Below are 25,404 nucleotides of genomic sequence, written 5' to 3'. Positions count from 1 at the left end.
GCGTGATCGACGCCACCCTTCGCCATCCCGTCCACAGCAGCTGGAGCCCCAGTGGCTCCCCCGGGGTGCTGCCCACGGTTGTGGAACAGTCGGGCAAGGGCGACCGCGCCTTCGATATCTATTCGCGCCTGCTGCGCGAGCGAATCATCTTTCTGGGCACCGGCATCGACGATCAGGTGGCCGATTCCCTAGTCGCCCAGCTGCTGTTCCTCGAAGCCGAGGATCCGGAGAAGGACATCCAGATTTACGTCAACTCCCCAGGCGGCTCAGTGACCGCCGGCTTGGCGATCTACGACACGATGCAGCAGGTCTCCCCAGACGTGGTGACCATTTGCTACGGCCTGGCCGCATCCATGGGTGCCTTCCTGCTCTCGGGTGGCACCAAGGGCAAGCGCCTGGCCCTGCCCAATGCCCGGATCATGATTCACCAACCCCTCGGCGGCGCCCAGGGCCAGGCAGTGGACATTGAAATCCAGGCCAAGGAGATTCTTTTCCTCAAGGACACCCTCAACGGTCTGATGGCTGAACACACCGGTCAGCCCCTCGAAAAAATCACCGAAGACACTGACCGCGACTACTTCCTTTCCCCCGCAGAGGCGGTTGAATACGGCCTGATCGATCGGGTCGTGACCGAATCCCCTGCCGCCACAGCTGCTGAGTGATTCCTTCCGGTTTGATCCTTAAGGTCAGCTGACGATCCATTATTTCCTGTCGATCCTGGAATCAGGACTCCCCTGCCCATGGCAAAGTTCGACGCCCACCTGAAGTGCTCGTTCTGCGGCAAGTCGCAAGAACAGGTGCGCAAGCTGATCGCCGGCCCGGGTGTCTACATCTGCGATGAATGTATCGATCTCTGCAACGAGATCCTGGATGAGGAGCTGGTAGACGGCCATAGCGGCACAGCCAGTGGAGGCGGGAGCGGCCGCCATGCCGCCGACTCCAACCGCGGTAAGGCCCCCAGCAAAAAAACAACCAAGCCCGCTCCAACTTTGGCGGAGGTGCCCAAGCCCCAGGAGATCAAGGCCTTTCTCGACCGCCAGGTGGTGGGCCAGAACGAAGCCAAGAAAAATCTTTCCGTAGCTGTTTATAACCACTACAAACGCCTGGCCTGGCAAGGCGATGGCAAGGGCGAAACCGACCAGACAGCCACCAAGCTGCACAAGAGCAACATCCTGCTGATCGGCCCCACCGGCTGCGGCAAAACGCTCCTGGCCCAGACCCTGGCCGAAATGCTCGATGTGCCCTTTGCGGTGGCCGACGCCACCACCCTTACCGAGGCTGGCTACGTCGGAGAAGACGTGGAAAACATCCTGCTGCGGCTGCTGCAGAAAGCGGATCAGGATGTGGAACAGGCCCAGCGGGGCATCATCTATATCGACGAAATCGACAAGATCGCTCGCAAGAGCGAAAACCCCTCTATTACCCGGGACGTCTCCGGAGAAGGGGTTCAGCAGGCATTGCTGAAGATGCTCGAAGGCACCGTGGCCAACGTGCCGCCCCAGGGAGGCCGGAAGCATCCCTACCAGGAATGCATTCAGATCGACACCAGTCAGATCCTGTTCATCTGCGGTGGTGCTTTCGTGGGCCTCGAGGATGTGGTGCAGAAGCGGATGGGCCGCAACTCCATCGGTTTCCTTAGTGCCGATGGCAGCAGCCGGCCCCGCAGCGGCAAGGATCGCCATGCGGCCGAGGTGCTGCGCCATCTGGAGCCCGACGACCTAGTGCGCTACGGCCTGATCCCCGAATTCATTGGTCGGCTGCCGGTTAGTGCGGTGCTTGAGCCCCTCGACACGCCAGCCCTGCAAGCCATTCTCACCGAACCCCGGGATGCCCTGATCAAGCAGTTCCAAACCCTGCTGAGCATGGACAACGTGCAGCTCGATTTCGAAGCCGGCGCTGTTGAAGCGATTGCCATCGAGGCCCATCGCCGCAAGACGGGCGCCCGGGCCCTGCGCGGCATCGTCGAAGAGCTAATGCTCGACCTGATGTACGACCTGCCCTCCCGCAACGACGTCAAGAGCTTCACCGTGACCCGGGAGCTGGTGGAGCAGCGCAGCAAGGGCAAGGTGGTGCCCCTCGGCAGCGCCAACCTGGATTCGCCACAGCAGGCCAGCGCCTGATCGGGCCCGGACCGATGTCTGCAGCTGACCACTTACAGGTGCCGCGCCAGCACGGTCTGTTCTTGCATCACGGCATCGATCTAGGCGACGGCAGCGTGGCCCACTACCTGGAAGGGCGCGAAATCCTGCGCAGCCCCCTGTCCGATTTCAGCCGCGGCGAACCTGTAGCGGTGGTTCCCTATGCCGCGGGCGACTGCTCCCCGGCCGGTGTGACCCTACGGCGGGCCATGGGGCGCCTGGGCGAACAGAATTACAACTTGCTGTTCAACAACTGCGAACACTTCGCCCATTGGTGCAAGACCGGCCGGCATCGCAGCGCCCAGGTCGAGGATTTGCTGCACACCGGCAGCCTCGGGGCCCTGGCCATCGGTCAGTGGGTGCCAGCGGCCATGCTCAGCGCTGCCCGAATGCTGCTGCGCCAGGGCAACCTGGCCGAACTCGACAAGCTGCGCCAAGGCCTGCAGCAGAAATTGGAGCAGGAGCTTGGCCGGGCTGAAGCTCGCTGGGGCCAAGACCGCTTCGAAAACCTGAGGCTGGCGGCCCAGAAACTGGCCGACCAACTAACGGCCGTGGAAGAACTGGAAGAGCGGCTAAGGCGCCAGCTCGAACCGGACCAGGGCCACTAATCTCAAGCCTCAGCTTCATGGGCCCAAGGGCGATTTCCAGCTACCAACCCCTCCACCACAAATACCGTCCCCAGCGCTTCGACCAGCTGGTGGGGCAGGAGGCGATCGCCGCCACCCTGGGCAACGCCCTGCGCACCGGCCGGATTGCGCCGGCCTATCTGTTTTGTGGCCCCCGCGGCACGGGAAAAACCTCCAGCGCCCGCATCCTGGCCCGCTCCCTCAACTGCATCGGCAGCGATGGGCCCACCCCCGAACCCTGTGGCGTCTGCGAGCTCTGCACCTCCATCGCCGCCGGCAATGCCCTCGATGTAATCGAGATCGACGCCGCCTCCAACACCGGCGTCGACAACATCCGCGAGCTGATCGAGCGCTCCCGCTTTGCTCCGGTGCAGGCCCGCTGGAAGGTGTATGTGGTGGACGAGTGCCACATGCTCTCAACCGCCGCCTTCAACGCCCTGCTCAAAACCTTGGAGGAGCCACCGCCGCGGGTGGTGTTTGTACTGGCCACCACCGACCCCCAGCGGGTACTCGCCACGATCCTGAGCCGCTGTCAACGCTTCGATTTCCGCCGCATCCCCCTGCAGGCCCTCGAACAACACCTCAGCTGGATCGCTGAGCAGGAGCAGATCGGCATCACGCCAGAAGCCCTGCACGTGGTGGCCCAGCGAGCCCAGGGGGGCCTGCGGGATGCGGAGAGCCTGCTCGATCAGCTCAGCCTGCTGCCGGCGCCGATCGAGGCCACGGCGGTGTGGGAGCTGCTGGGTGCTGTACCGGAGCAGGAGCTACTGGCCCTGGCCGGTGCCCTGGCCAGCTGCGATCCCCTCGCCCTGCTGGAGGGTTGCCGCGAGCTGCTGGAGCGGGGCCGGGAGCCATCCGCCGTGCTGCAGGGGCTCGTCAGCCTGCTGCGGGATCTAGTGCTGGCTGGCACGGCGCCCGACCGCCTAGAGCTCACCAGCGTGTCGCCCCAGTTCCGCCAAGCCCTTCCCGATCTGGCCCGCTCCCTCGGCAAAGCCCGCCTACTGCAGTGGCAGGCCCAGCTAAGGGGCAGCGAGCAGCAGCTGCGCCACAGCGTCAACCCGCGGCTGTGGCTAGAGGTGCTGCTGTTGGGTCTGCTGGCCGAGCCGGTAGCTGCCGCCCAGCCAATCTCTGCCGCAGCACCTGCAGCAACCCCCACCGCAGCTGCACCGGTGGTTGCACCTCCAATCACACCGGCGGTCGCGCCAGCAGCAGCCCCAATCCCGACTCCGACTCCGGCTCCAGCCCCAGCTCCGGTGAGCGTCGAGCCCAACAGCTCCGCCAACCTGCCGGAACTCTGGCAGCAAATCCTGGCGGGCCTTGAGCTGCCCTCTACGCGAATGCTGCTGTCCCAACAGGCCCGGCTGGTGCGCCTCGATGAGCGCCGCGCCGTGGTGCAGGTGGCCGGCAACTGGATGGCCATGGTGCAGAGCCGCCTGCCCCTGCTGGAAGCAGCGGTAGCTAAGGCCCTAGGCAGCCCCCGCCAGCTCACATTGGAAGGGGGTGGGGAGAGCGCCGCACCAACTGTCACCGCCCCCGGTGCCGCCACCCCCAGACCGACACCACCACCGCCAACGCCAGCACCACTGCCAAGCCCAGCAGCGAATCAAGCCCCAGCTCCCCTACCAACCCAAGCGGCCAATCCGCCACCCACAGCAGTTACTGCGCCCCCCTTAGCCGCACCCCTCGATGACAAGGCCAGAAGGCTGGCGGAGTTCTTCAACGGCGAAGTAGTTGAACTCGATGGGCCGCTCGACGAATTAACTGGCGATGCATTGACTGGCGATGCAGCCGAGGCGGCTGCCTGAGCGGGGCCAGCACAATTGCGTAACAGGTAATTAGGCGGTTGCCGGATCTTCGATTTGGGACTCTTCCTCCTCGCCGAGGTGGATGGTCTTTGCCCAAACCAGGCTCTTGGGAAGCAGGGCCATGCGCAGAGTGGTCCAGGGAATCACCACAAACCAGTGGCTCAAATAGGCAATACCCAGGAGCAGGTTCCAGACGTTCATGGCCGGCAGGGCCGGGCCCTCGCTAGGGCGACGACAACCGGCCAAGATCGCCCCTCCAGAGAGCCCAAAGGCAACAAAGGAAAGGGGCCAGATGGTTGGGCGAGTGCCCGTAATCACGGCGCCGATCAAATCGGCAATCGCCACCACCGGCAAAAAGTATTGGAGCAGGAAGAAACTGGTTAAATCAAGCTTCTGACTTGCGCTTAGACGCTCCGAAATCAGGCCGGGCCAGTAATCGAAGAAGCGCTGCAAACCGCCTTCAGCCCAACGCTGACGCTGACGCCAGAGGGCAGCCACACTCAGCACCGCCTCTTCCTGTACCGGCGGATCCCAGAGGATGCCAATCGGCTGGCCGTCGAGCAGCAGCCTGAAACTGAGGTCTAGGTCGTCGGTGACCGTGTCCTCGTTGAAACCACCGCTACTGAGCAGGGCGTCCCGGCGTAGCAGCTGGCCATTACCGCGCAACTCTGCTACGCCTCCCACAGCTAAGCGACCCTGCTGGATCACGGCGTCGAGGGCCATCTCCATGGCTTGGGCCCGGGTCAGCCAATTGGCGGTGGCATTCACCTCAGCTTTGCGCAACTGCACGGCCGACCAGCCACCAGCTTCCGCGTAGGGAATCAGCCGCTCCAGGGTGTCGCTCTGAAGGTCGGCATCCGCGTCAAGCACGAACATCCAGCGGCCCTGAAGCTGCTGCAGTACCAGATTTAGAGAGCCCGATTTGCCGCCGCCGGCATCTGGCTCACGCCGCAATACCTGCAGAAAAGGATGACGCTCCTGCAGCTCAGCCAAAACCTGGGGAGTCCGATCGCTGCTGGCGTCGTCAATTACCCAGAGCCGCATCTGCCCCTGCGGGTAGCTCAACTGAGCAATGCGCTCCACCAGGCGGCCAATCACTGCCTGCTCATCGCGGGCCGCCACCACCACGTCCACTGAGGGCAGGGGTTCAGCCCCTGGAGCGGCGGAGGCTTGAGCTGGTTCTGGGCGGCCTACCGAACCAAAAACCTGGCGCAACACGGTGCGCAGGCTGTAGCCCCCAAGCAGCACGGCCAGGGTGAGAGCCGGAATGAGGCGCAGCGACTCATGGAGCCAATGGGGAGCCATTCCCGCCCAGCCGCAGCCGATCAGGAACAGGGCCGACTTGCCGCGACGGTGATCGGTGGTACGGCCACCCGCAGCCATGGCGATCCCGAAAGTCGCCGAACTCTAAGGGGAACTGGCGGCCGAGCCGGGCTGGGACAGGGGGCTGATGCCTGCCAACGCCCTGAGGGACTGGAGGCTGGTGCCCGGATAGTAGTGATCGAGGATGCGAGCCAGGCTCCAGCCACGCCGAGCTAAGTCAATAGCTCCAGCTTGAGACAGGCCGGCACCGTGGCCAAACCCTCCCCCCTCGAAAATCCAGCGACCCGGGCCGTCCGGCCGCAACACAAAGAGCGTGCTGGGCAACTGCCGCAAGGTGCGGCGAATCGCATCACGGCGCAGCACCACGCTCTGCCGCACTCCGCTGGCTCCCTGCGCCTGGATTTCCAGCGCCAATACCCGTCCACTGGGGCCCCGCTCCAGCACCGCCAGGCGTGTGGGCGGCAGGCCCAAGGGCAGGGCAGCGCGGCTCAAGGCCTGCTGAATCTGGGCCGAATCGAGCTGGCGAGACCAGCGGAAGCGGGGGTGGTCGAAGCCATAGGCGCGGGCGGTAGCCGCCAGGGCCGCTCCTAACCGGGCCGGCTGCAACGGCAAAACCACGGCGGCTGCAACGGCCGGCGGACCATCCACCCGCGGCCTCAGATAGGGCAGGGCGTCCCCACTCCACACCTCCTCAAACCCGGCCGCAATCCCCCCATTTGTGGCGTGATAAACGCTATGAATCGGCGCACCCTGCCAGCTCAAGACTTGATATTTGGTGGCGGCAATCGCCTGGCGTACAGCTGCTCCGGCCTGGCGGAGGTCTGCGTACACCTGGCATTGGGTATCAGCGCATAGGTGGTAGCCATCCACCACGAATCTCCCCTGGTTGCGCAGGGCCCAGGTGCGGGCTAGCACCGCCTGGGCAGCCAGGGCCGCCGCGGGGGAGCCTGCCCCGATCTCATGGGGCACAACCCCAAGTAGGTAGCGCTCTAAGGGCACCTCCTCCACCAACGACCAGCTGCCGTAGGCATCTCCCTGGAGCCGGAATGGACCTGCAAACACCCCCCCCTGCCAGCGCAGCCCCCCCGGGGCCTCCAAGCGCAAGGGCCCCTCAAGGCGAACCGAGCCATCCGGGCGCCTCAGCTCCAAAACCAGGCGATCGCGCTGGAGCTGCTCCACCAGCCGCGGCCTAACTCCAGCGGGCGCTAGGGCCTCGGGCGCGGCCCACACTTCCCATTCGGCCGGGTGGGCAATCACAGGCGTGGCACCGGCCAATCGCCAGCGGCCAGCAGCCTCCTGGGCGCTCTCGTAGCTAGCAAAGGGCCCCCACACCTGACGGCGCAGCGCCAAGGGCTCGGCCAACGGCAGCCTGCGCCAGTGCAACTGCAACCGGGGCGCCTGAAACCGCTGGCCCGTCGCACTCAGCAGGGTGAGGTTTCCAGCCGCGCTGCGTAGCTCCAAGGGAGTAGGCGGACCCAAATGGGCCGCCAGGGCCACCCAGAGCACCGGCGCAGTGGCCTCTACTGCCGGCGGAGGCTGCACGGGCCAATGCAGCGCAGAAGCAGGGCCGGATCCAGGTGAAATGGGAGGTGCGGCGGCCCGACATCCCCCCGCGAGCAGCACCGTGCTGGCCCAAATGGCTAACGGCAACAACGATTGGGCCGAAGAGGACCGGACTGAAAACATTGCTTAAAAGGAGGGGTCTTGGAGGAAGGCACTGCCACGTCGTACTCTGCTTGTTTGTGCCAGCCGCAACGCGAGAAATGCCGAAGCTCAAGACCCGCAAAGCAGCCGCCAAGCGGTTCAAGGCCACCAGCACCGGCAAGTTTCTGCGTCGCCGGGCCTTCCTCAACCACCTGCTCGATCACAAGAGCCCGAAGCGCAAGCGTCATCTGGGCACAATGGCTGTTGTTGATGAGCGCGATGCGGACAACGTGAGGGCGATGCTCCCCTACGCCTGAGAGCGACCTCGGCCAATTTTTACTTTTATCTTCCTGATCTACTGCTATGTCACGCGTCAAGAGGGGCAATGTTGCCCGCAAACGCCGTAACAAGATTCTTCGCCTAGCCCGTGGCTTCCGCGGCGGCAATGGCTCCCTCTTCCGCACCGCCAACCAGCGGGTGATGAAGGCGCTTTGCAATGCCTACCGGGACCGCCGTCGTCGCAAGCGCGACTTCCGCCGTCTCTGGATCGCCCGGATCAACGCAGCAGCTCGGCTCAATGGCCTGAGCTACAGCCGCTTCATGGGTGGTTTAAAGAAAGCAGACGTGCGCATCAACCGCAAAATGCTGGCTCAGCTTGCCGTGGTCGACCCCGGCAGCTTCACCAGCATCGTGGGCGCCGCTACAAACTGAGTTCCACCGGTAGGTCTTTTTGGACGCCCTCCTTCCCCAGACCTACCTAATTGGGCTGATCGTCCTGCTGGGGGTCGCTGCGGTTGTAGTGGCCCGGCAGATCTGGCGCGTACGTTCAGATGAAGTCACCCTGGCAAAGCTAGAGCGTGGTGAAGGCCCTAAGCCATCAGACGCGGCCACGTTGTACGAGCTTGGCTCTGTGCAACTACGCAAGCGCTTGTATGGCCAAGCCGCCGAATCACTCAAGCAAGCTCTTAAGAAAGCTGAAGCTGCTAAAGAACCGGCTGAAGCCCAAGCTGTGATTCAAAACGCCCTGGGCTTCGCCTTAGCCGCTCAAAACAACTACAAAACGGCAATTCGCCATTACCGGCTGGCGTTGGAAGCCAAGCCCGCCTATCCAGTAGCACTCAATAATCTTGCCTTCGCCCTGGAAAAGCAGCTCAAGCTGGAAGAGGCAAAGCAGACCTATGAGCAGGTGATTGAGCTTGACGCCAACAACAAAACCGCCCGCAAACGGTTGAAACTCCTCGATCGCAAGGCCGGCCTGAATCGGGCGGCCTAAGCGATTACCTATTCAACTTTCACCAAAGTCCGCGTACTTCAGCGCCGCGGGTTGTGTTTTTTGTGCTGACAGGAGAAACTAAGCGGCTAGCACTTGATAGGGGACGCAGATCCAGGCGGCCGCCACGGCTGGTGAGACGAGGTGCTTGCCAGCCTGACAACTGCAGGCCCTGCAGACCCGTAAATACCCCTCCCATTTCCAGACCCGGCACCTCGCAATCGCAGAGCATCAGCAGGTCGAGCTGGTCTGATTCGGCGTTGAGGTTGCCCTGCACGGGAGTGGTAACCCCACCCACCGTGAGTTCACCGCGCAGGTCGATCATCTGGCCCATCGGCTTAACCGAGGCAAGCCGCAGCTCAGCACTCACAATCTGGGAATTGTCAAAGGATTGATAAGTACCACTCCATACGAGCGGCATCTCCCCGGCCAGCAGCTGGGCCCGGCCAACTGGATCAAAGGTCTCCGCACCTCCCAGACCACTAAGCGACTCACCACCGACGCTGGTAGCCGAGGGAGGGGTAAAAGGCACAAAGGCCTCACTGGCCACGGGTGTAGCCGCCTGCGCCGGGAACAAACCGATTGGCAACAGTGCCAGCGGCACTGCGGCTAACGGCAGGGCAGCACGAAGAACGGCAAAAGACACAACAACCAAAACTGACTAGTGGGAGGCTAGGACCGTTGCTGAGATCTGGCCCTGCTCCGTGGTCACCACCGCTTCCACCAGCGAACCGCACACCCACCGGGATCCACTTGTGATCGGGGGGCGCAGCTTCCGCAGCCGCCTGATGACAGGCACCGGCAAATATTCGAGCCTGGCGGCCATGCAGGCCAGCCTGAAGGCCAGCGACTGCGAAATCGTGACCGTTGCCGTGCGTCGGGTGCAGAGCCAGGCTGCCGGCCATGCAGGCCTGCTGGAGGCCATCGACTGGCAGCGCATCTGGATGCTGCCCAACACGGCCGGCTGCGCCACCGCCGAGGAGGCGATCCGGGTGGCCCGCCTGGGACGGGAGCTGGCAAAGCTGGCAGGCCAAGAGGACAACTGTTTCGTGAAGCTGGAGGTGATTCCAGACACCCGACATTTGCTGCCCGATCCATTCGGCACCCTTGCAGCCGCTGAGCAACTGGTGAAGGAGGGCTTCACGGTGCTGCCGTACATCAATGCCGATCCACTCCTGGCCAAGCGACTTGAAGAGGCTGGCTGCGCCACCGTGATGCCCCTGGGCTCGCCGATCGGCTCGGGCCAGGGCATCCGCAACGCCGCCAACATCGCCCTGATCATCGAAAACGCCAAGGTGCCCGTGGTGGTCGACGCCGGTATCGGCGTGCCCAGCGAGGCCGCCCAGGCCATGGAAATGGGCGCAGACGCCCTGCTGATCAACAGCGCCATTGCTCTGGCAGGCGACCCCCCGGCGATGGCGCGGGCCATGGCCATGGCCTGCGAGGCCGGCCGCAGCGCCTTCCACGCCGGTCGGCTACCCATACGCACAAACGCCAATCCCAGTTCGCCCGAGGTTGGCCGGGTAGGGAGCTGAAGCCGAACGCCTGTAGTAGCTTGCAAAGCGGAGCATCCGCTCGTCCTGCAGGGGTCTGAGGTTTTCGGAATGGGCGTTGCAATGAAGGTCTTCGTTCTCGGTGGCGACGGCTTCTGCGGTTGGCCCTGCGCGGTGAACCTGGCCGATGCTGGCCACGAGGTGGTTGTCATTGACAACCTCAGCCGGCGCAAGATCGATGTCGACCTGGAGGTGGAGTCGCTGACGCCGATCGCCACCATGGGCGACCGCCTTAAGGCCTGGGAACAGGTGGGCGGCAAGCCCATGCGGTTTGTCCATCTGGACATCGCTAGGGAATACGACCGGCTTCTGGAGCTACTACGCCACGAGCGGCCCGATTCGGTGGTGCATTTCGCCGAGCAGCGCGCAGCTCCCTACTCGATGAAAAGCAGCGCCACCAAGCGCTACACCGTCGACAACAACGTCAACGGCACCCACAACCTGCTAGCCGCGATCGTGGAGAGCGGCCTCGACATCCACATCGTGCATTTAGGCACGATGGGGGTGTACGGCTACGGCTCCCACCGCGGTGCCACCATCCCCGAGGGCTACCTCAAGGTGGAAGTGCCCCAGCCCGACGGCAGCCGCTTCGAGGAGGAGATCCTGCACCCGGCCAGCCCGGGCAGCGTTTATCACATGACCAAGACGCTGGACCAGCTGCTCTTCCTCTACTACAACAAAAACGACCAGATCCGTATCACCGACCTGCACCAGGGGATCGTCTGGGGCACCAACACCGAGGCCACCGAGCGCGACCCACGCCTCACCAACCGCTTCGACTACGACGGCGACTACGGCACCGTGCTCAATCGCTTTTTGATGCAGGCAGCGATCGGCTATCCGCTCACTGTGCACGGCACCGGCGGCCAGACCCGCGCCTTCATCCACATCCGCGATTCGGTGAAGTGCGTGCAGCTGGCCCTGGAAAATCCGCCGGCCAGGGGCGAGCGGGTGAAGATCTTCAACCAGATGACCGAAAGCCACCAGGTTGGTGAACTAGCCCGCAAAGTGGCGGCTCTCACGGACGCCCAGATCAATTACCTGCCCAATCCGCGCAACGAAGCCGTCGAAAACGATCTAATCGTCGACAACCGCTGCTTCATCGAGCTGGGCCTCAACCCAACCACCCTCGATGACGGCCTGCTGGCTGAAGTGGTGGATGTGGCGCGCCGCTGGGCTGATCGCTGCGACCGCAGTCGAATTCCCTGCCAATCCGCCTGGACCCAAACCCAGGCTCAGGCCATCCAGACGACCTAAGGCACAACTCCAAACCCTTGAAGATCGCCTTTTTCACCGAAACCTTTCTGCCCAAGGTGGACGGCATCGTCACCAGGCTCACCAAGACGGTGCAGCATCTGGTCGCGGCTGGCGATGAGGTCCTGATCTTCTGCCCGGAAGGAGCCCCCGAGACCTACATGGGAGCCCAAGTGGTGGGAGTGCCCGCAATGCCCCTACCCCTCTACCCCGAGCTCAAGCTGGCCCTGCCTCGGCCGGCGGTGGCAGAAGCCCTGGATCGCTTCAAGCCAGATCTTGTCCACGTTGTCAATCCCGCCGTCCTGGGGCTCGGCGGCATCTGGCTGGCCAAAACCAAGGCCTATCCCCTGGTAGCCAGCTACCACACCCATCTGCCCAAATACCTGGAGCACTACGGCATGGGCATGCTCGAGCCACTGCTGTGGGAACTGCTCAAAGCTGCCCACAACCAGGCCCGGCTCAACCTCTGCACCTCCACCGCCATGGTGCAAGAGCTAAGTGAGAAAGGAATCCAGCACACCGATTTGTGGCAGCGCGGCGTAGACACTGAGCTTTTCCAGCCGGCGCTGCGCTCCGATGCCATGCGACAGCGGCTGCTGAATGGCCAGAGCGACACCGGCAAGCTGCTGCTCTACATCGGCCGCCTATCTGCGGAAAAACAGATCGAACGGATCCGACCCGTACTTGAAACAATGCCCGATGCCCGGTTGGCCCTAGTTGGAGATGGTCCCTACCGGCTGCAACTCGAGAAGATCTTTGCGGGCACACCTACCCACTTCGTGGGCTACCTAGCCGGGCAAGAGCTGGCGGCGGCCTACGCCAGCGGCGACGCTTTTCTATTCCCCTCCAGCACCGAAACCCTGGGCCTGGTGCTGCTGGAGGCCATGGCGGCCGGCTGCCCGGTGGTGGGCGCCAACCGCGGTGGCATCCCGGACATCGTCAGCGATGGGGTCAATGGCTGCCTTTACGAACCAGACCAGGAAGGCAGCCTGGCTGCTGCGGTCGAGCGCCTACTTGGCGATGCCAGTCAACGGGCCGAGCTGCGCACCAACGCCCGCGAGGAAGCCGAGCGCTGGGGTTGGTCTGGAGCTACAGAACAACTGCGCGGCTACTACCAGCGCCTGTTGGCCAAGCCCGACCTGCAACTAGTGGCCTGAATCAGGACTGGGGCGCCTGCCCCGGCAGGCTGCCCCGGAACCAAGTGTTCATCAAAGCCTTCACCATCGGAGCTGCCACCGTGCCGCCATAGCCGCCGGAGTTTTCCCCGAAGGCGATGATCACCAAGGTGGGCTTATCCGCTGGGGCATAGCCGCCAAACCAGGCGTGATCAGGCCGGGGTGGATCTTCGCCAGTGCCGGTTTTGCCAGCCACCGGAGGCAGGTTGGGATCATTGAGAAGCTTGGCGGTGCCGATGGTCACCACCTGGCGCAGCCCATCCCGCAACACCCGCAGGGTGGCCGGCTTAAGGCCGATCCAGGTGCGTTCGGTGGGACTCTCCACCAGGTGGGGCGTCACCAGCCAACCACCGTTGGCCACGGCGGCATATAGCCGCGCCATCTGGATCGGGGTCACCTGCAAGGCCCCCTGGCCAATGGCCGAGGTGATGGTGTCCACGGGTGTCCAGCCCTCACCCAGCACCTCCTGTTTCCAAGCCTGATCACCCAGCAAGCCCGGGGTCTCCTCCTCCACCAGCTCAATGCCCGTGACCTGGCCATAGCCCATGCGCCGGGCGGCTTTGAACAGCTCATCGGGGCCCACCTTCAGCCCCACCTGGTAATAAAAGGTGTTGCTGCTCACCGCCAGGGCGAAAGGAAAACCGATGGCCCCATGGGCGCCATGGTCGCCATAGCAAAGGCCCGCATAACAGAACGAATTCATCGTCATCACCTTCGAGTCGGCCGTGAAGCGGCCCGACTCCAGGCCCGCCACAGAGGTGACAATTTTGAAGGTGCTAGCTGGTGGAAAACCCTGGAAGGCGCGATTCAGCAGGGGCGCATCGGGGGAATTGAGGCTGCTCCACTGGCTGGAACTCGGCGCCGGCGAAAAAACATTGGGGTCAAAGGTGGGCCGGCTGGCCAGGGCGCGAATTGCTCCGGTTTGGGGGTCGAGCGCCACAATCGCCCCCTTGCGCACCCCATCGAGGGCGCGCTCTGCAGCCTGCTGCAGAGCCAGGTCCAGGGTGAGCCGCAGGTCCTGGCCAGCCTTAGCAGACTTCTCCCCGATGATGCGCTGCACCTGGCCGGCGGCGTTCACCTCCACCTGCTGGCCGCCCCACTCGCCGCGCAGGTACCCCTCAAACTGCTTCTCGACCCCACTGCGGCCCACCCGATCCTGGATCCGGTAGCCCTTGGGCTGGAGCTGGGTGTATTCCTCTTCCGTGATCCCGCTGGTGTAACCGAGCACGTGGGCAGCCAGCCGGCCGTGGGGATAGCTGCGCAGGATGTCCACATCCACCTCGGCGCCCTGGAGCCCGGCAGCCTGCTCCCGGAAGCGCAGCACCTGCTCAGACTTGAGGCCACTGGCCAGAGCTATCCGAAATCCCTCCGCATTGGCACCACTGCGTCGGCGCGCCTCCAGCTGGGACGCAGGTAACCCAACCACCGTCGCCAAGCGATCTCGCAGGGCCGGCCACTGGGCGTCACCCACCTCCCGCGGCTGGATGTAGAGGTTGTAGGTGAGCCGGCTAGTGGCAAGCACCTGGCCATGACGATCCAAAAGGCGACCCCGGATCGGGTTGCGGGGCAGCAGCCGAATTCGGTTTTCATCGGCCCTGGCGCGGTTCTCAGCGCCGTGCAGCAACTGCAACCAGGCCAAGCGCGCCACCATGGCACCGCTGAACAGCAACACCACAGCCAGCAGCAAGGCCGACTGACGGCCCATGCCGGTGTGACGGGAGGCAGCTGGACCAAAGGGCATGGTCAGGCGTTGGGCTCGAGTCGCTGCTCCAGCTGCTCCAGTCGAGCAGCTATGCGGGCCAGACCCTGCTGCAGCTCCAAGGCGTCCTGGGGATCGGCTTGGTGTGCTCCCTCAGCCCCTACCTCGGTGGCCACATCGTGAACCTCCACCTTCATCACCGGGTTGCCCAGGCCGGGGCTGACCCGATCCAGGCCCTGGCGCAGCTGACTAGCGGCAGGCTCGCCCTCCTCCCGCAGACTGCCGAGGGGATCGGCCTCCTGGCCGTCAAAAGCTGCCATCACCTCGCGAGCCCCGCCCTTACGGGCCCGCTCCACCACCGCCAAACCCACGGGCAGGACGTCCTGCATCAAGGTGAGCCGGAGGGCATCAAAGGGGTCGGTGGCCATGGCGGCGTTCCTGGCTCAGGAACAACAGTCTGACCTGCCTGCAACCCGGTGCTCAGGGAGCCAACCGCTGGATCCCTGGATCAACAATCACCTGGCGGCAGTTCTGCTGACTACCCCACCACCAACCCGCCGCCACGGCGATCACCAGGAGCGAGGCCAGCGGCACCAGTGCCTGGCGAGTGACGTCAAGGGCCAGCCATTCGCCCCAGGCCCGCAGGGTGCGCTCCCGGTCAAAGCGTCGCCGGGCCTTCTCTTCCTCCTGCTGGCGCCGGCGCAGGGAGCGGGTCACCCAGCGCTCAAATGATTTCTTCTTGGTGACCGCCATCTTGCGCTCAACCTCGAGCAGATGACCGGCCGAGAGCTCAGGATTGAAGGTGCTGATCAGCTCCAGACTCTTGAGGAACATCTCCACGGCGCCATCTTTGGCGGCCCGCTCACCCTCTTCAAGCAGCTCCCAGTCCACCTCGGGATAAAAGCGGAGCCGGTTGCTGGCGATCTGGTCTTCCATCAACTGGCCTGGCTCCCGCAGCCAGCGGTCCGTATTGGCATCGAAACGACGCCAATACAGAAAGGGATTGAGATATATGGTTTTGCCGGCCAGAACGATGCTGTCCTGCTGCAGCCGTCGCTGCATGTCGGGATCGGGGGGTGTCGAGCTGGGGGGCGCGGAGGCGGCAGTCACGACGTATGGGCTGGGAGCCGATGGTATCGAAGGTCGGCGTCTCGGGCTACTCCCGCAACACCTACTCCCACTCGATGGTGCCAGGCGGTTTGCTGGTGATGTCGAGCACCACCCGGTTCACGCCCTTGACCTCATTGACGATGCGGTTGGAGATTTTCTCGAGTAGGTCGTAGGGAAGGCGAGACCAATCGGCCGTCATGCCGTCTTCCGAGGAGACGCAGCGCAGCACGATCGGGAAGGCATAGGTGCGTTTATCGCCCATCACCCCCACGCTGCGCACTGGCAGCAGCACGGCAAAAGCCTGCCAGATCTCGTTGTATAGGCCTGCCTCCTTAACCTCCTCGCGCACAACCAGGTCGGCGTCACGAAGGATGTTGAGCTTCTCGCTGGTGACCTCACCGAGGATGCGAATCGCCAGACCAGGACCGGGGAAGGGGTGCCGGCCAACGATTTCCTGGGGCAGACCCAGGCTGCGGCCCACCTTGCGCACCTCGTCTTTAAACAAACGACGCAGGGGTTCCACCAGCTTGAACTGCAGATCCTTGGGCAGGCCACCAACGTTGTGGTGACTTTTGATCTTCACTGCCACCCGCTCACCGGTTTTGGGGTCAATACCCGTGCCGGCGCTCTCGATCACATCGGGATAGAGGGTGCCCTGGGCCAGGTAGTCGAAGGGGCCGAGGCGCTTGCTTTCCTCTTCAAACACCCGGATGAATTCCGTGCCGATCAGCTTGCGCTTCTCCTCCGGGTCGGTGATGCCATCGAGCTTGCTGATGAAGCGCTCGCGGGCATTGATGTATTCCACATTGATGTGGAAGCGCTTGTCGAAAAACTCCACCAGAAACTCAGGCTCGCCTTTGCGCATGAAGCCTTGGTCGATGAACATGCAGGTGAGCTGATCGCCAATCGCCTTGTGCAGCAAAAAGGCAAGGGTGGAGGAATCAACGCCTCCCGATAGAGCCAGCAACACCCGCTTATCGCCGACTTGGGCGCGCACATCAGCCACCGCTTCGTCAATGAAAGCTGCTGTGGTCCAATCGGCTTCACAACCACAAATGTGGTACACAAAATTGCGCAGCATTGCCATGCCGCCGGTGGAGTGGACCACCTCAGGATGAAACTGCACGCCGTATAAGCGCCGCTGGTGATCAGCGACGGCGGCCTCTGGGGTGTTGTCGGTGTGAGCCAGCCGCAAGAAGCCCTCGGGTAGCCGTTCCACCGAGTCGCCGTGGCTCATCCACATCGTCGAGCCGTCTTCGACGTTGGTGAGCAAATCAATCGGGTCGTCAACGTGCAGCGGAGCCTTGCCGTATTCCGCCCGACCGGCGGCCACCACCGAGCCCCCCAGCTGCTGCACCATCAGCTGCATGCCGTAGCAAACGCCCAGCACCGGAATTCCTAGCTCCCAGATAGCCGGGTCGCACACGGGAGCCCCCGGCTCATACACCGAACTGGGCCCGCCGCTGAGAATGATGCCCCGGGGGGCAATCGCCCGCAGCTCCTCGGCCGTGGTGGTGTAGCCCATCACCAGGGAGAAGACTTCGGTTTCCCTAACCCGCCTGGCGATCAGCTCCGAATACTGGGAGCCGAAATCAAGAATCACAATCGCCGGATAGCGCGTCGATTGGGAGGTGGCGTCAAGCTGGGGCACTGGGGCGGTAGGGGAAGCGGTGGAAGACATCGACAACGCTGGGCCCTGGAGCATTCGAACCAGCCTAGGCGTCGCTCCGGGCAGGGCTGCGTAAAGCCGTGAGCAACTCCAAGCCAACAGGTCCCTGGCCGCAGATCTGGCGAGAGCGATCAAACAGCACGGCCCCCACCGCCATCGACTCCTGGCCATAGCGGGCCAGATAGCGCAGGCTGCGCTGCTCCACCGCCGCAGCAATGGCCTGACGCAGGCGCTCGGCTCGCGGCCCGTCCCGCTGGGCCAGTTCTCCAAGGGCCGCCTCCACGGTGGGGGCATCGTGAAGAGCTTGCAAGGATTTACCCCCCAGCCCGGCCAAGGCAGCCAGGGCCGTGAGCACCTCGGCGCGGCCATCGGCTAGGTGGTGGTGGGTGTGGAAGATGCCGCCGGCCAGCTTGATCAATTTGCCCTGATAACCCAGCAGCAACAGGCGGCGCACCCCGGCCTCGGCCGCCGCCACGAGCAGCGGTCCAAGCCAGTTGCCCGCCTTGAGCAACAGATCAGGTGGCAAACCCAGCCTGGGCGCCAGATCGAGCCCGTTCTCACCGATCACCAGCACCAGATCACCGCAGAAAGCAGGCGCTGCGGCGCGTTCGCGCAGAGCCGCAAGGGCCTGGGCCAGCTGGTCGGGGCCCGCGCTGCGCTGCACCTCAGCCTGGGTGCCGATCAAGGCCAGGCCATCCACCACCCCAAAAGCCGCATTGCTGGTGCGCTCGGCCAGACGCCTGCCCTCTGGAATCACCACCTGCAACTCCAAACGCCTTCCCGGCGGCACCAGGGGCTGCAGGTTGCACTCGAGCAGCTGTTCGGCATAGGCCGACAAGCACACCTCACCACTGGCCTGCAGCACCCCCACCCCCTCGCCGGCCCGCAACTCAAGCCACTTGCCTGGCCCCTCCAGCCAGCGCAATTGCACCCAAAGCTGCAAGCCACGGGTGAGGTCAAGCACCTCCGGCCCCGGATCACAGCAGGCCATGGCCAGCACCCAGCCATCGGCCAAGGGCGCGGCCGCTTGCACCGGCACCCGGGCGGGCAGCTCGCCGGCTGCCGCAGCGTCGGGATGGAGCCAAAGGGGCTGGTGACGCTGCCAGGGCTGGCCAAGCAGGATCACCAGGGCCGCCCGGGCTGCGGCCGTGAGCCACACCGGCACGGTGTATCCGGCAGTGGCATCCGCCAAGGCAGGGTCGATTTGGTTCAGCTCAAGCAACGGGCGAAAGAACACTGTTTTTTATGGTGGTTGATTGTGCGGTCCGCCGCCGCCCGCCGTATCCCCTAACCATGCAGGACAAACTCAGCCTGATGATCCCCGGCCCCACCCCGGTGCCGGAACGCGTCCTGCTTGCCATGGGCCGCCACCCGATCGGCCACCGCAGCGCCGACTTTCAGAAAATCGTTAAGCGCACCACCCAACAGCTGCAGTGGCTGCATCAGACAAAGGGCGACGTGCTGGTGATCACGGGCAGCGGCACCGCTGCCATGGAGGCGGGAATTATCAACGTGCTGAGCAAGGGCGACACGGTGCTCTGCGGCGACAACGGCAAGTTTGGCGAGCGCTGGGTGAAGCTCGCTAAGGCCTACGGCCTGAACGTGCAGGTGGTCCAGGCCGAATGGGGCCAGCCCCTGGACCCCGAGGCCTTCCGCGTCGCCCTTGAAGCCGACACGGCCAAAGCGATCAAGGCCGTGATCCTCACCCACTCGGAAACCTCCACTGGGGTAATCAACGATTTGCAGACCATCGCCTCGCACGTCAAGGCCCACGGCACCGCCCTCTGCATCGCCGACTGCGTCACCAGCCTGGGTGCCTGCAATGTGCCCATGGAGGAATGGGGCATCGACGTGATCGGCTCCGGCTCCCAGAAGGGCTACATGATGCCGCCGGGGTTGGCTTTCGTGGCCATGAGCGACCGGGCCTGGGAAGCCTGCAAGCACTCCGATCTGCCGAAGTTTTATCTGGATCTGGCCAAATACCGCAAATCGGCCCATGCCGACAGCAACCCCTTCACCCCGGCCATCAACCTCTACTTCGCCCTCGAAGCAGCCCTGGAAATGATGCAGGCAGAAGGTCTTGAAAAGATCTTCGCCCGCCATGCCCGTCACCGGGCCGCGGCCCAAGCAGGTATGAAGGCGATTGGTCTGCCCCTCTATGCCGCGGAGGGCTGTGGCAGCCCAGCCATCACCGCCGTGGCGCCAGAAGGCATCGACGCCGAAGCGATGCGCAAAGCCGTGAAAGAAAAGTTCGACATCCTGCTGGCTGGCGGCCAGGATCACCTCAAGGGCAAGGTGTTCCGCATCGGCCACCTGGGCTTTGTTTGTGATCGCGACGTGCTCACAGCCGTAGCTGCAATCGAAGCAACCCTGCAGGATCTGGGCTTACACAAAGGCAGCGCCGGTGCTGGCGTAGCCGCCTGTGCAGCAGCCCTAGCCAAGGGCTGAGCAAGCGTCCGGGGAGAGCAGGCTTTGCGCCGTTCTCCCCAAGACTCTGCTAATTTAATTTATACACCTTGCGGGTGTAATTCAGTGGTAGAATGTCAGCTTCCCAAGCTGAACGTCGCCGGTTCGAGTCCGGTCACCCGCTTTATTCTCAGGCCATCAGATTGGGCAAGAGACGAATTGGCCCAGCAGACGAATTAGCGAATTAGGCCAGCGGAATTAGCCTGATTCAGCCCCGAGGCTTGATCAGCTGCAAAACCTGAGGGCCGGTGGCCGCCATCCGGCGCTCGCCATCCAAAGCTGCAATGATGAAGCGTGCGGCTTGGGGCAAATCTCCTTGCTCAGCAGCAAGGCGCGCCCGAGCCTCATCGGCCCGAATCGAAACAAGGAATTGTTCGCGCGCGTCAGCCGAGGGTGCGGCCAATGAAGAAGTACGCGCAGGACTAGTAAAAATGGCAGTCATCTCAACGGTATCTGAACGGGAATGGCCCATGCAAAATCGGCTTTAACCATCCTGGAAAGGGTTGATATATCCCTTGCAAGATTAAAGCATTCATTTTGATCATACGCCAGGCTGAACATACCCAGTGAAAACATCACCTAGCTCACCCAGGCCCCCGCTCATCATGTTCCTGGCTCTTCCCGATTGCCACCCAACGCGGCAATTTGATCACGCAAAGACTGGGATCTCTGTTCATCACCCCGGGTGAGAGCCACTGCAAGTGCAAACTCCAGCTTCTCCAACTGATGCTCCCCCTCTCCAGAGGTAGGTGGGTAGCCGCTGCGGCCAGAAGGAGCCTGGTTGGTAACTGACGGGGCTAAGCCCGAGGCTTGCGAGCAGCGATTGGTGGAACCGTTTTGGGAGGGAGTGGGGTATGCCATAACTACTTTCTTCCCATTCTGACACCGCTGACCAGCCCCCGGGATCAGGCCGCTGCCGCCATTTCATCGTTTTGGTCGTTGAGCTCGTTTTGGTCGGTGAGCTCATCTTGATCAGTGAGCTCGTTGTTGTCGGTGATCTCGAGCAAGGCGCGACAGTCGACCAGCAGTCGTTCAACGTTGTCGAGACTGGTGATCTCCTGGGGATCATGCTCTCCCTGGCGATCAAGTTGCAGCTCCGTGGCTTCCAAACGCTGCTCCAGCCTCACCAACCGCTGGGAGAGGGCGTGCACGGTTTGGGCCAAATCTTCAGCATTACGGCTGATGCGGAAGGAAACCGACTCGTAAGCCATGGCAATCAGGGCATGGGAGCCGATCACAACACACAAACCAGCACCAGCCAAGGCCAGAGCTCTTCCCTGCCCCAGACTCGACTTAGGCCAAAGAGATCGATACGTTGGGCCCCGGTATCCCCGTTGACGCCCCAGGCCATGGCACTAAAAATGACTTTGCGGCAGATTCCCGGGCTGCGCCGTGCCCTGCTGGTCCTTGTTGGCAGCGCTGCTGGATTCGGCCTCGCCCTACCCGGCCAGGCCCAGACAGCTGAGGCCAATACCGCCGCCGCCAACGCCGGCTCAGGGGGCAAGGGGGCTCAGATCTATTGCTTTATGCGCAGCAGCGGCAACAGCCACCAGGTGAGCTGGGATGCCGCCTACGCGGTGATCAAACGCCAAAACGACAAACTGTTCAAGACCTCCCCGGAACACGCCGCGGTGATGATCACAGAAGCTGTGGTGCAGAACCCCAGCGTGTTTCCCGACTGCGGCCGCTACCTAGGTGACCTGTTCGCAAAACCCGAAGCCAAGCCAGAAGCCAGCACCAGCTCAGCGCCTAGTGGCGCCTCCCGCAGTGAGCGGCTGGGTCAATAGGGCTCGCCAATATTTATGCCGAGCCGGCTGCCGAAGCGGCTGCCGAGCGGGGGGCAGCTTGGCCGCCCTGGCAGGGCTGCTGCTGCTTGCCGGTGGCTGCGCTGAAGAGCCCTTACCCCAGCGCCAGGTACGCAGCGACGACTGCCTGCAAACCGTGCAGCTCGACCAGCTAACGGAACAGATCGGCCGCTGCGACGCCGTAGTGGCGGCATTTCCAACCAACCCAAGCCCTCTCAACGATCGCTACCTGCTGCACAGCCTGGCGGGCAACGAGGCAGCTGCCTGCGCTGATATCAACCGGGCTGCAGACCTTGCCCGCTCTAAACCACCAGCCAGCCTGGATCCCCAACTGCGCACCGATCTGAACCTGCGTCAACAGCTCTGCAGGGAAGGCAGTGGCAAAGCTATGGGCAGTGGCAAAGCCATGGGCAGTGGCAAAGCCATGGGCAGTGGCAAAGGCATGGGCGCAAACCAAGGCCGCCCCCAACCCTGAGCAGCCTCACCAGCGACCCATCAGGTCTCTCATCATGGCCGGCAAACTGCGGCGCTCCAGCAGCTGGGAGCGCCGCTGCAACAACACGGCGATGCGCTCGGCCTTACTGGCCAGTAAGCCGTCCACCAACTGGTCGGCAACGCCCAGCTGCAGCCAATGGCTGGTCAAGCAGGCCCCCATACCGATGCGGTGACAGCGATCTTCTGCCTGTTCCGCATCCCCTGGAGTCCAGGGGCGCTCAACTAGCACCACATGCCGCGCCCGGTGCAGGGTGAAGCCCAAGCCCCCGGTGCCATAGGTAGCGATCAGCAGGGAATGCTCACCGCGCTGAAACGCATCAACCTGCGCCTGGCGCTGGGCCGGCGGCAGGGCGCCGGTGAGAACACAACTGTCTTCAAAACTGCGGTGCAACATCTCAGCCGTAGCCACGAAGGCCGTAAACACAACCACCGCCTCGCCCTTGGCCAGCAACGGAGCCACCAAGGCCCGGGTGGCTGGGAGTTTGTAATCGGAGCCGATCTGGCGCAGGGCCGTGAGCACTGCCAGCACCTCGGCATCGCGGCGCACCTCACCGAGGGCAGCCCGACGGCGATAGTCGTCGACCTTGAGCTGAAGGCGGTGCTGAAAACCGCGGGCCGAGGGCTCGTCCAGCTCAACTGGCCACAGCTGGCGCAGCTTGGGGGGCAGGTCGAGGCAATCCTGCTTACGGCGATGCAGCACCAGGGGCCGCACCAGCCGCTGCAGGTCTTCCAGATGGCTGGCCCCATTCGCCTGCCAGAGGCGCCGTCCGCCCTGCTCGCGCCAATGGCCCTGGCAGAAGAGTTCCTCAAAGGCCCGTTGGTCGCGGGCGAGGGGGTGGCCGATCGCCGCCAGCAGGGGAAATAACTGGGCTGGGCGGCCATTTTTCATCGGCGTGCCGGTCAGTAGCCAGATGGCTCGCAGCCGGGGGTGGCGGGCCAGGCGCAGCAGCCCCTGGCTGCGGCGGGTATGGCCGTTTTGGGCGAAGTGGGCCTCATCGGCGATCAGCACGGTGCCGGCGGGCGGCAAGGCGTCGGGCAACCGGGCCCAGCTATGCAGCTCCAGATGCAGGCCAAGGCTGGCCGCCTCACCCTGCCAATGGTCGTGCAGACCAACCGGAGCAATCACCAAGATGCGGCAATCGGCTTGGCGCACCATGGCCCGAGCCGCCATCAGGGCTGTGAGCGTCTTACCCAACCCCATGGCATCCGCGAGCACGGCACCGCGGCGGGCCAGTAGCCAGCGCACTGCGGCCCGCTGATGGGCAAACAGGCGGCGGCCATCCAGCAGGGGCTGCTCCAAATCTGCCGACGCCACCAACTGCCGATGGGGGGGCAGGGGGGGCAGGGGCTGCTCCAGCCAGGCGAGCCACTGGGCCAGCTCGGGCTGCACAGGAAACCGGCCTGCCAGGGCTTGCTGCAAGGCGGCGGCAGCTTCTAGGGGAAATGACCAGCAACGCTGCCGACCCGACCAACTCCCCCGGGGGCGGATCGCCCGCAACTGGGCCTGGGTGACCGCGTCGTAGGGGCTAACTACCTCAATCAAACCCGTCGCCCCCAGCCGCAGCAGACAGCGCATCCGCGGAAGTGCAATCGTCGACACATTGACACCCCAGGTGGTGGGGGCAAACTTTGCTCAACCGAGTCGCGCTGATGCAGGCCAGGGATGGGGTGTTCCTTGAGGATCTCTGTCCCAAATTGCGCGTCAGACGCTGGCGCCAATCCCTTCATCTAATCACCGACCAACACTGCATTTATTGCGGTGAGCGCTCGGAATCAATCGACCACGTGCATCCCCAGAGCCGGGGCGGGCTAAGTGTCACCGAGAACTGCGTGCCCGCCTGTCTGGCCTGTAATGGCGACAAGGGAGATGCGGATGCCTTTGCCTGGTACCGGCGACAGCCCTTCTACGACCCCCGCCGCTCCATGGCGATTCGTGCCTGGACCGATGGAGACCTGCGTCTAGCAATGCGGCTGCTGCAGTGGGTACATCCCGGCCAATTGGAAGAACTGGTGGAACCTCACCAGACCCGGCAGGCCTCGGCGCCGTTGTGGCGCTGGCAGATGGCCTCCTGAACCTGGGGTCCCTCGGGGGCAACCACCAAAGCCAGCAGCAGCAGCACCCCCGCCAACACCGCCGGCACGGTGATCTCATGACCACTGGAGCGGGACCGCTGCCTTGAAGAGACCGGCGTCTTAGAAATTGGTACCGGGAAGTCAAAAGCCGCCCGCAAGCCTGGCGCAATGGAGCTTGAAACACGGGAACCAGTAACAGGAAAGGCTGAGACCGGCAAGGCTGAGACAGTGAAAACTGGGACCGCGAAAACTGGGACCGTGAAAACTGAGACCGTCATGGCGATCAATTCAGGGGTAATACAGGTGTACTCATGATCCAGGCACTTGTCAAGCCCGCCCGCCAGCTGCTGGTGATCGGCGGCGGCTTCACGGGCTTGCGGCTTGCCCAGGCCGCCCAACGCAGCGGCATGGCGGTTCGCCTCACCAGCCGCCAAACACGCTCCAGCGGCGAGGGCCTGGAATGGCTCCCCTTCAACAGCTCTCCAGACGGCGCCTCCCTGCCAGCCCCTGGCGCCCTGGCTGGCATCACGGATGTGGTGGTATGCGTGCCCCCGGATCCAAGCCAGGGCGATCCGGCGCTGCGCTTACTAGGACCAAGCCTGCGAGAGCTGCCCCTGCAATGGCTGGGCTATCTCTCCACCACCGGCGTCTATGGCGACACCTCTGGGGCCTGGGTTGACGAAACCGCCCCAACCCCAGCCCGAGCCGGCCGCAGCCAGGCCCGGGTTGCGGCGGAGCAGGCGTGGCTAGCCACAGGACTACCCGTGCAGATTTTCCGGCTGCCAGCCATCTACGGACCCAACCGCTCGCCATTTGCGGCCCTGCAAGCGGGGCAAAGCCGTCTCATCCACAAGCCTGGCCAGATGTTTTGCCGAGTACACGTCGACGACATCGTCGGTTGCCTGCTGCACTGCCTGGCCCGGCCGCAGCAGGAGCGCCCGACCGTGGTCAATGTGACAGACAACTGCCCCTGCCCCTCCAGCGAGACCCTGGGCTATGCGGCCCACCTGCTGGGGCACAAACTGCCACCAATGGAGCACTACGCCGAGGTCGCCGGCAGCATGAGCCCCATGGCCCGCAGCTTCTGGAGCGAAAACCGGCGGGTCAGCAACCAGCTGCTGACCCAACAGCTGGGCTACAAGCTGCGCTATCCCAACTACCGGGAGGGCTACCGGGCCTGCTTAGCGGAGGAGCTAGGTGGCGGGCAGTCCCGCAGATCCCCGGGATCAACCACGTAGGGCAGGCCCAAATCAGCCAGCAAGCGCCCCCAACGCAACTCGATCCAGCCCTTGCTGAGCC

General features: G+C 63.8%; 27 protein-coding genes and 1 tRNA gene. 16 read left to right on the top strand and 12 right to left on the bottom strand.

Annotated elements, in window-relative coordinates:
- Positions 1-2 precede the first annotated feature (2 nt).
- The 4 genes from clpP to KBY99_RS09180 all read left to right on the top strand — a co-directional run bounded on the left by clpP (position 3) and on the right by KBY99_RS09180 (position 4,569).
- Positions 3-662, top strand: a complete 660-nt coding sequence (gene clpP, locus KBY99_RS09195; RefSeq protein WP_106632476.1) for an ATP-dependent Clp endopeptidase proteolytic subunit ClpP — start codon at positions 3-5, stop codon at positions 660-662.
- A 78-nt stretch (positions 663-740) separates the two neighbouring features.
- Entirely contained in the window at positions 741-2,120 is a 1,380-nt protein-coding gene (clpX, locus tag KBY99_RS09190; RefSeq protein WP_254935270.1) for an ATP-dependent protease ATP-binding subunit ClpX, read from the top strand.
- Between the two features lie 14 nt (positions 2,121-2,134).
- The gene (locus KBY99_RS09185) at positions 2,135-2,746 is read left to right on the top strand and encodes a lecithin retinol acyltransferase family protein (RefSeq protein ID WP_254998709.1); all 612 of its coding nucleotides are present in this window, start codon (positions 2,135-2,137) and stop codon (positions 2,744-2,746) included.
- A gap of 17 nt (positions 2,747-2,763) precedes the next feature.
- Complete coding sequence (locus KBY99_RS09180) at positions 2,764-4,569, top strand: DNA polymerase III subunit gamma/tau (protein WP_254998708.1); 1,806 nt, start codon at positions 2,764-2,766, stop codon at positions 4,567-4,569.
- Between the two features lie 30 nt (positions 4,570-4,599).
- Here the strand turns inward: KBY99_RS09180 and KBY99_RS09175 are convergent, their stop codons facing one another.
- Both KBY99_RS09175 and KBY99_RS09170 read right to left on the bottom strand, forming a co-directional pair.
- On the bottom strand, positions 4,600-5,952 hold the full coding sequence (locus KBY99_RS09175; protein ID WP_254998707.1) for a glycosyltransferase: 1,353 nt from the start codon (positions 5,950-5,952) through the stop codon (positions 4,600-4,602).
- A 24-nt stretch (positions 5,953-5,976) separates the two neighbouring features.
- Positions 5,977-7,434 (bottom strand): SpoIID/LytB domain-containing protein, encoded by a 1,458-nt coding sequence (locus KBY99_RS09170; protein ID WP_315857979.1) that lies wholly within the window; start codon positions 7,432-7,434, stop codon positions 5,977-5,979.
- 221 nt (positions 7,435-7,655) lie between these two features.
- Here KBY99_RS09170 and rpmI point away from each other — a divergent pair, with 221 nt between their 5' ends.
- Genes rpmI through KBY99_RS09155 form a run of 3 tightly spaced genes read left to right on the top strand, consistent with a single transcriptional unit; the run spans position 7,656 to position 8,809 of the window.
- On the top strand, positions 7,656-7,853 hold the full coding sequence (rpmI, locus tag KBY99_RS09165) for a 50S ribosomal protein L35 (RefSeq protein ID WP_106632482.1): 198 nt from the start codon (positions 7,656-7,658) through the stop codon (positions 7,851-7,853).
- 46 nt (positions 7,854-7,899) lie between these two features.
- Positions 7,900-8,247 (top strand): 50S ribosomal protein L20, encoded by a 348-nt coding sequence (gene rplT / locus KBY99_RS09160; RefSeq protein ID WP_254998703.1) that lies wholly within the window; start codon positions 7,900-7,902, stop codon positions 8,245-8,247.
- A 19-nt stretch (positions 8,248-8,266) separates the two neighbouring features.
- Positions 8,267-8,809, top strand: a complete 543-nt coding sequence (locus KBY99_RS09155; protein ID WP_254998701.1) for a tetratricopeptide repeat protein — start codon at positions 8,267-8,269, stop codon at positions 8,807-8,809.
- A gap of 19 nt (positions 8,810-8,828) precedes the next feature.
- Here KBY99_RS09155 and KBY99_RS09150 read toward each other — a convergent pair whose 3' ends face one another.
- Positions 8,829-9,452 carry a hypothetical protein gene (locus KBY99_RS09150; RefSeq protein ID WP_254998699.1) on the bottom strand — a complete coding sequence of 208 codons (624 nt, stop codon included), beginning with the start codon at positions 9,450-9,452 and terminating at the stop codon, positions 8,829-8,831.
- A 58-nt stretch (positions 9,453-9,510) separates the two neighbouring features.
- Between KBY99_RS09150 and KBY99_RS09145 the strand changes: the two genes are divergently transcribed.
- From KBY99_RS09145 to KBY99_RS09135, 3 genes are all read left to right on the top strand, one after another.
- The gene (locus tag KBY99_RS09145) at positions 9,511-10,341 is read left to right on the top strand and encodes a thiazole synthase (protein ID WP_254998697.1); all 831 of its coding nucleotides are present in this window, start codon (positions 9,511-9,513) and stop codon (positions 10,339-10,341) included.
- A gap of 81 nt (positions 10,342-10,422) precedes the next feature.
- Positions 10,423-11,616 (top strand): NAD-dependent epimerase/dehydratase family protein, encoded by a 1,194-nt coding sequence (locus KBY99_RS09140; RefSeq protein WP_254941746.1) that lies wholly within the window; start codon positions 10,423-10,425, stop codon positions 11,614-11,616.
- 17 nt (positions 11,617-11,633) lie between these two features.
- The gene (locus tag KBY99_RS09135) at positions 11,634-12,770 is read left to right on the top strand and encodes a glycosyltransferase family 4 protein (protein ID WP_254998695.1); all 1,137 of its coding nucleotides are present in this window, start codon (positions 11,634-11,636) and stop codon (positions 12,768-12,770) included.
- A gap of 1 nt (position 12,771) precedes the next feature.
- On the opposite strand, the gene mrdA is transcribed toward KBY99_RS09135, so the two are convergent.
- The 5 genes from mrdA to cbiD all read right to left on the bottom strand — a co-directional run bounded on the left by mrdA (position 12,772) and on the right by cbiD (position 18,470).
- Positions 12,772-14,529: a penicillin-binding protein 2 gene (gene mrdA, locus KBY99_RS09130; RefSeq protein ID WP_254998692.1), complete on the bottom strand. Its 1,758-nt coding sequence runs from the start codon at positions 14,527-14,529 to the stop codon at positions 12,772-12,774.
- A gap of 2 nt (positions 14,530-14,531) precedes the next feature.
- Entirely contained in the window at positions 14,532-14,915 is a 384-nt protein-coding gene (locus KBY99_RS09125) for a hypothetical protein (protein ID WP_254935283.1), read from the bottom strand.
- 52 nt (positions 14,916-14,967) lie between these two features.
- Complete coding sequence (locus KBY99_RS09120; RefSeq protein ID WP_254998793.1) at positions 14,968-15,549, bottom strand: hypothetical protein; 582 nt, start codon at positions 15,547-15,549, stop codon at positions 14,968-14,970.
- A 109-nt stretch (positions 15,550-15,658) separates the two neighbouring features.
- Entirely contained in the window at positions 15,659-17,278 is a 1,620-nt protein-coding gene (gene guaA / locus KBY99_RS09115; RefSeq protein ID WP_254998690.1) for a glutamine-hydrolyzing GMP synthase, read from the bottom strand.
- Positions 17,279-17,312: 34 nt separating this feature from the next.
- Positions 17,313-18,470, bottom strand: a complete 1,158-nt coding sequence (gene cbiD / locus KBY99_RS09110; RefSeq protein ID WP_254998790.1) for a cobalt-precorrin-5B (C(1))-methyltransferase CbiD — start codon at positions 18,468-18,470, stop codon at positions 17,313-17,315.
- 89 nt (positions 18,471-18,559) lie between these two features.
- Here cbiD and KBY99_RS09105 point away from each other — a divergent pair, with 89 nt between their 5' ends.
- Together KBY99_RS09105 and KBY99_RS09100 are read left to right on the top strand one after the other, a co-directional pair.
- Complete coding sequence (locus KBY99_RS09105) at positions 18,560-19,714, top strand: pyridoxal-phosphate-dependent aminotransferase family protein (RefSeq protein ID WP_254998789.1); 1,155 nt, start codon at positions 18,560-18,562, stop codon at positions 19,712-19,714.
- Positions 19,715-19,784: 70 nt separating this feature from the next.
- Positions 19,785-19,856: transfer RNA gene (locus KBY99_RS09100), tRNA-Gly, on the top strand.
- 84 nt (positions 19,857-19,940) lie between these two features.
- Here KBY99_RS09100 and KBY99_RS09095 read toward each other — a convergent pair.
- Both KBY99_RS09095 and KBY99_RS09090 read right to left on the bottom strand, forming a co-directional pair.
- Complete coding sequence (locus KBY99_RS09095; RefSeq protein WP_254998688.1) at positions 19,941-20,204, bottom strand: hypothetical protein; 264 nt, start codon at positions 20,202-20,204, stop codon at positions 19,941-19,943.
- Positions 20,205-20,637: 433 nt separating this feature from the next.
- Complete coding sequence (locus KBY99_RS09090; RefSeq protein WP_315857978.1) at positions 20,638-20,994, bottom strand: hypothetical protein; 357 nt, start codon at positions 20,992-20,994, stop codon at positions 20,638-20,640.
- A 99-nt stretch (positions 20,995-21,093) separates the two neighbouring features.
- Between KBY99_RS09090 and KBY99_RS09085 the strand changes: the two genes are divergently transcribed.
- Together KBY99_RS09085 and KBY99_RS09080 are read left to right on the top strand one after the other, a co-directional pair.
- The gene (locus KBY99_RS09085) at positions 21,094-21,519 is read left to right on the top strand and encodes a DUF6554 family protein (protein WP_254998686.1); all 426 of its coding nucleotides are present in this window, start codon (positions 21,094-21,096) and stop codon (positions 21,517-21,519) included.
- 58 nt (positions 21,520-21,577) lie between these two features.
- Positions 21,578-22,012 carry a hypothetical protein gene (locus KBY99_RS09080; RefSeq protein ID WP_254998684.1) on the top strand — a complete coding sequence of 145 codons (435 nt, stop codon included), beginning with the start codon at positions 21,578-21,580 and terminating at the stop codon, positions 22,010-22,012.
- Positions 22,013-22,018: 6 nt separating this feature from the next.
- Here the strand turns inward: KBY99_RS09080 and KBY99_RS09075 are convergent, their stop codons facing one another.
- Entirely contained in the window at positions 22,019-23,608 is a 1,590-nt protein-coding gene (locus KBY99_RS09075; RefSeq protein ID WP_254998783.1) for a DEAD/DEAH box helicase, read from the bottom strand.
- A 74-nt stretch (positions 23,609-23,682) separates the two neighbouring features.
- Here KBY99_RS09075 and KBY99_RS09070 point away from each other — a divergent pair, with 74 nt between their 5' ends.
- Positions 23,683-24,105, top strand: a complete 423-nt coding sequence (locus KBY99_RS09070) for an HNH endonuclease (RefSeq protein WP_106632498.1) — start codon at positions 23,683-23,685, stop codon at positions 24,103-24,105.
- On the opposite strand, the gene KBY99_RS09065 is transcribed toward KBY99_RS09070, so the two are convergent.
- On the bottom strand, positions 24,051-24,263 hold the full coding sequence (locus KBY99_RS09065) for a hypothetical protein (protein ID WP_254998682.1): 213 nt from the start codon (positions 24,261-24,263) through the stop codon (positions 24,051-24,053). The two genes, KBY99_RS09070 and KBY99_RS09065, sit on opposite strands and share 55 nt — an antisense overlap.
- Positions 24,264-24,416: 153 nt before the next feature.
- On the opposite strand from KBY99_RS09065, the gene KBY99_RS09060 reads away from it, so the two are divergent.
- Positions 24,417-25,343, top strand: a complete 927-nt coding sequence (locus KBY99_RS09060; protein WP_254998681.1) for an SDR family oxidoreductase — start codon at positions 24,417-24,419, stop codon at positions 25,341-25,343.
- The last annotated feature ends 61 nt before the right edge of the window (positions 25,344-25,404 follow it).

Origin of the sequence: Cyanobium sp. Maggiore-St4-Cus, assembly GCF_024345615.1 — a bacterium.
In the GTDB taxonomy this organism is placed as follows: Bacteria; Cyanobacteriota; Cyanobacteriia; order PCC-6307; family Cyanobiaceae; genus Cyanobium_A; species Cyanobium_A usitatum.
Note: the sequence above shows the minus strand (reverse complement) of the source record. Positions and strands in the feature narration are given on the sequence as shown.

Excerpts from the sequence above, each read along its gene's own strand:
- KBY99_RS09140 (WP_254941746.1), top strand. The coding sequence starts at position 10,423 with ATGAAGGTCTTCGTTCTCGGTGGCGACGGCTTCTGCGGTTGGCCCTGC.
- KBY99_RS09105 (WP_254998789.1), top strand. The coding sequence starts at position 18,560 with ATGCAGGACAAACTCAGCCTGATGATCCCCGGCCCCACCCCGGTGCCG.
- KBY99_RS09060 (WP_254998681.1), top strand. The coding sequence starts at position 24,417 with ATGATCCAGGCACTTGTCAAGCCCGCCCGCCAGCTGCTGGTGATCGGC.
- KBY99_RS09125 (WP_254935283.1), bottom strand. The coding sequence starts at position 14,915 with ATGGCCACCGACCCCTTTGATGCCCTCCGGCTCACCTTGATGCAGGAC.
- rplT (WP_254998703.1), top strand. The coding sequence starts at position 7,900 with ATGTCACGCGTCAAGAGGGGCAATGTTGCCCGCAAACGCCGTAACAAG.
- KBY99_RS09075 (WP_254998783.1), bottom strand. The coding sequence starts at position 23,608 with ATGCGCTGTCTGCTGCGGCTGGGGGCGACGGGTTTGATTGAGGTAGTT.
- rpmI (WP_106632482.1), top strand. The coding sequence starts at position 7,656 with ATGCCGAAGCTCAAGACCCGCAAAGCAGCCGCCAAGCGGTTCAAGGCC.
- KBY99_RS09070 (WP_106632498.1), top strand. The coding sequence starts at position 23,683 with ATGCAGGCCAGGGATGGGGTGTTCCTTGAGGATCTCTGTCCCAAATTG.
- KBY99_RS09085 (WP_254998686.1), top strand. The coding sequence starts at position 21,094 with ATGACTTTGCGGCAGATTCCCGGGCTGCGCCGTGCCCTGCTGGTCCTT.
- guaA (WP_254998690.1), bottom strand. The coding sequence starts at position 17,278 with ATGTCTTCCACCGCTTCCCCTACCGCCCCAGTGCCCCAGCTTGACGCC.
- KBY99_RS09180 (WP_254998708.1), top strand. The coding sequence starts at position 2,764 with ATGGGCCCAAGGGCGATTTCCAGCTACCAACCCCTCCACCACAAATAC.
- KBY99_RS09175 (WP_254998707.1), bottom strand. The coding sequence starts at position 5,952 with ATGGCTGCGGGTGGCCGTACCACCGATCACCGTCGCGGCAAGTCGGCC.
- clpX (WP_254935270.1), top strand. The coding sequence starts at position 741 with ATGGCAAAGTTCGACGCCCACCTGAAGTGCTCGTTCTGCGGCAAGTCG.
- KBY99_RS09185 (WP_254998709.1), top strand. The coding sequence starts at position 2,135 with ATGTCTGCAGCTGACCACTTACAGGTGCCGCGCCAGCACGGTCTGTTC.
- KBY99_RS09120 (WP_254998793.1), bottom strand. The coding sequence starts at position 15,549 with ATGCAGCGACGGCTGCAGCAGGACAGCATCGTTCTGGCCGGCAAAACC.
- KBY99_RS09095 (WP_254998688.1), bottom strand. The coding sequence starts at position 20,204 with ATGGGCCATTCCCGTTCAGATACCGTTGAGATGACTGCCATTTTTACT.
- mrdA (WP_254998692.1), bottom strand. The coding sequence starts at position 14,529 with ATGCCCTTTGGTCCAGCTGCCTCCCGTCACACCGGCATGGGCCGTCAG.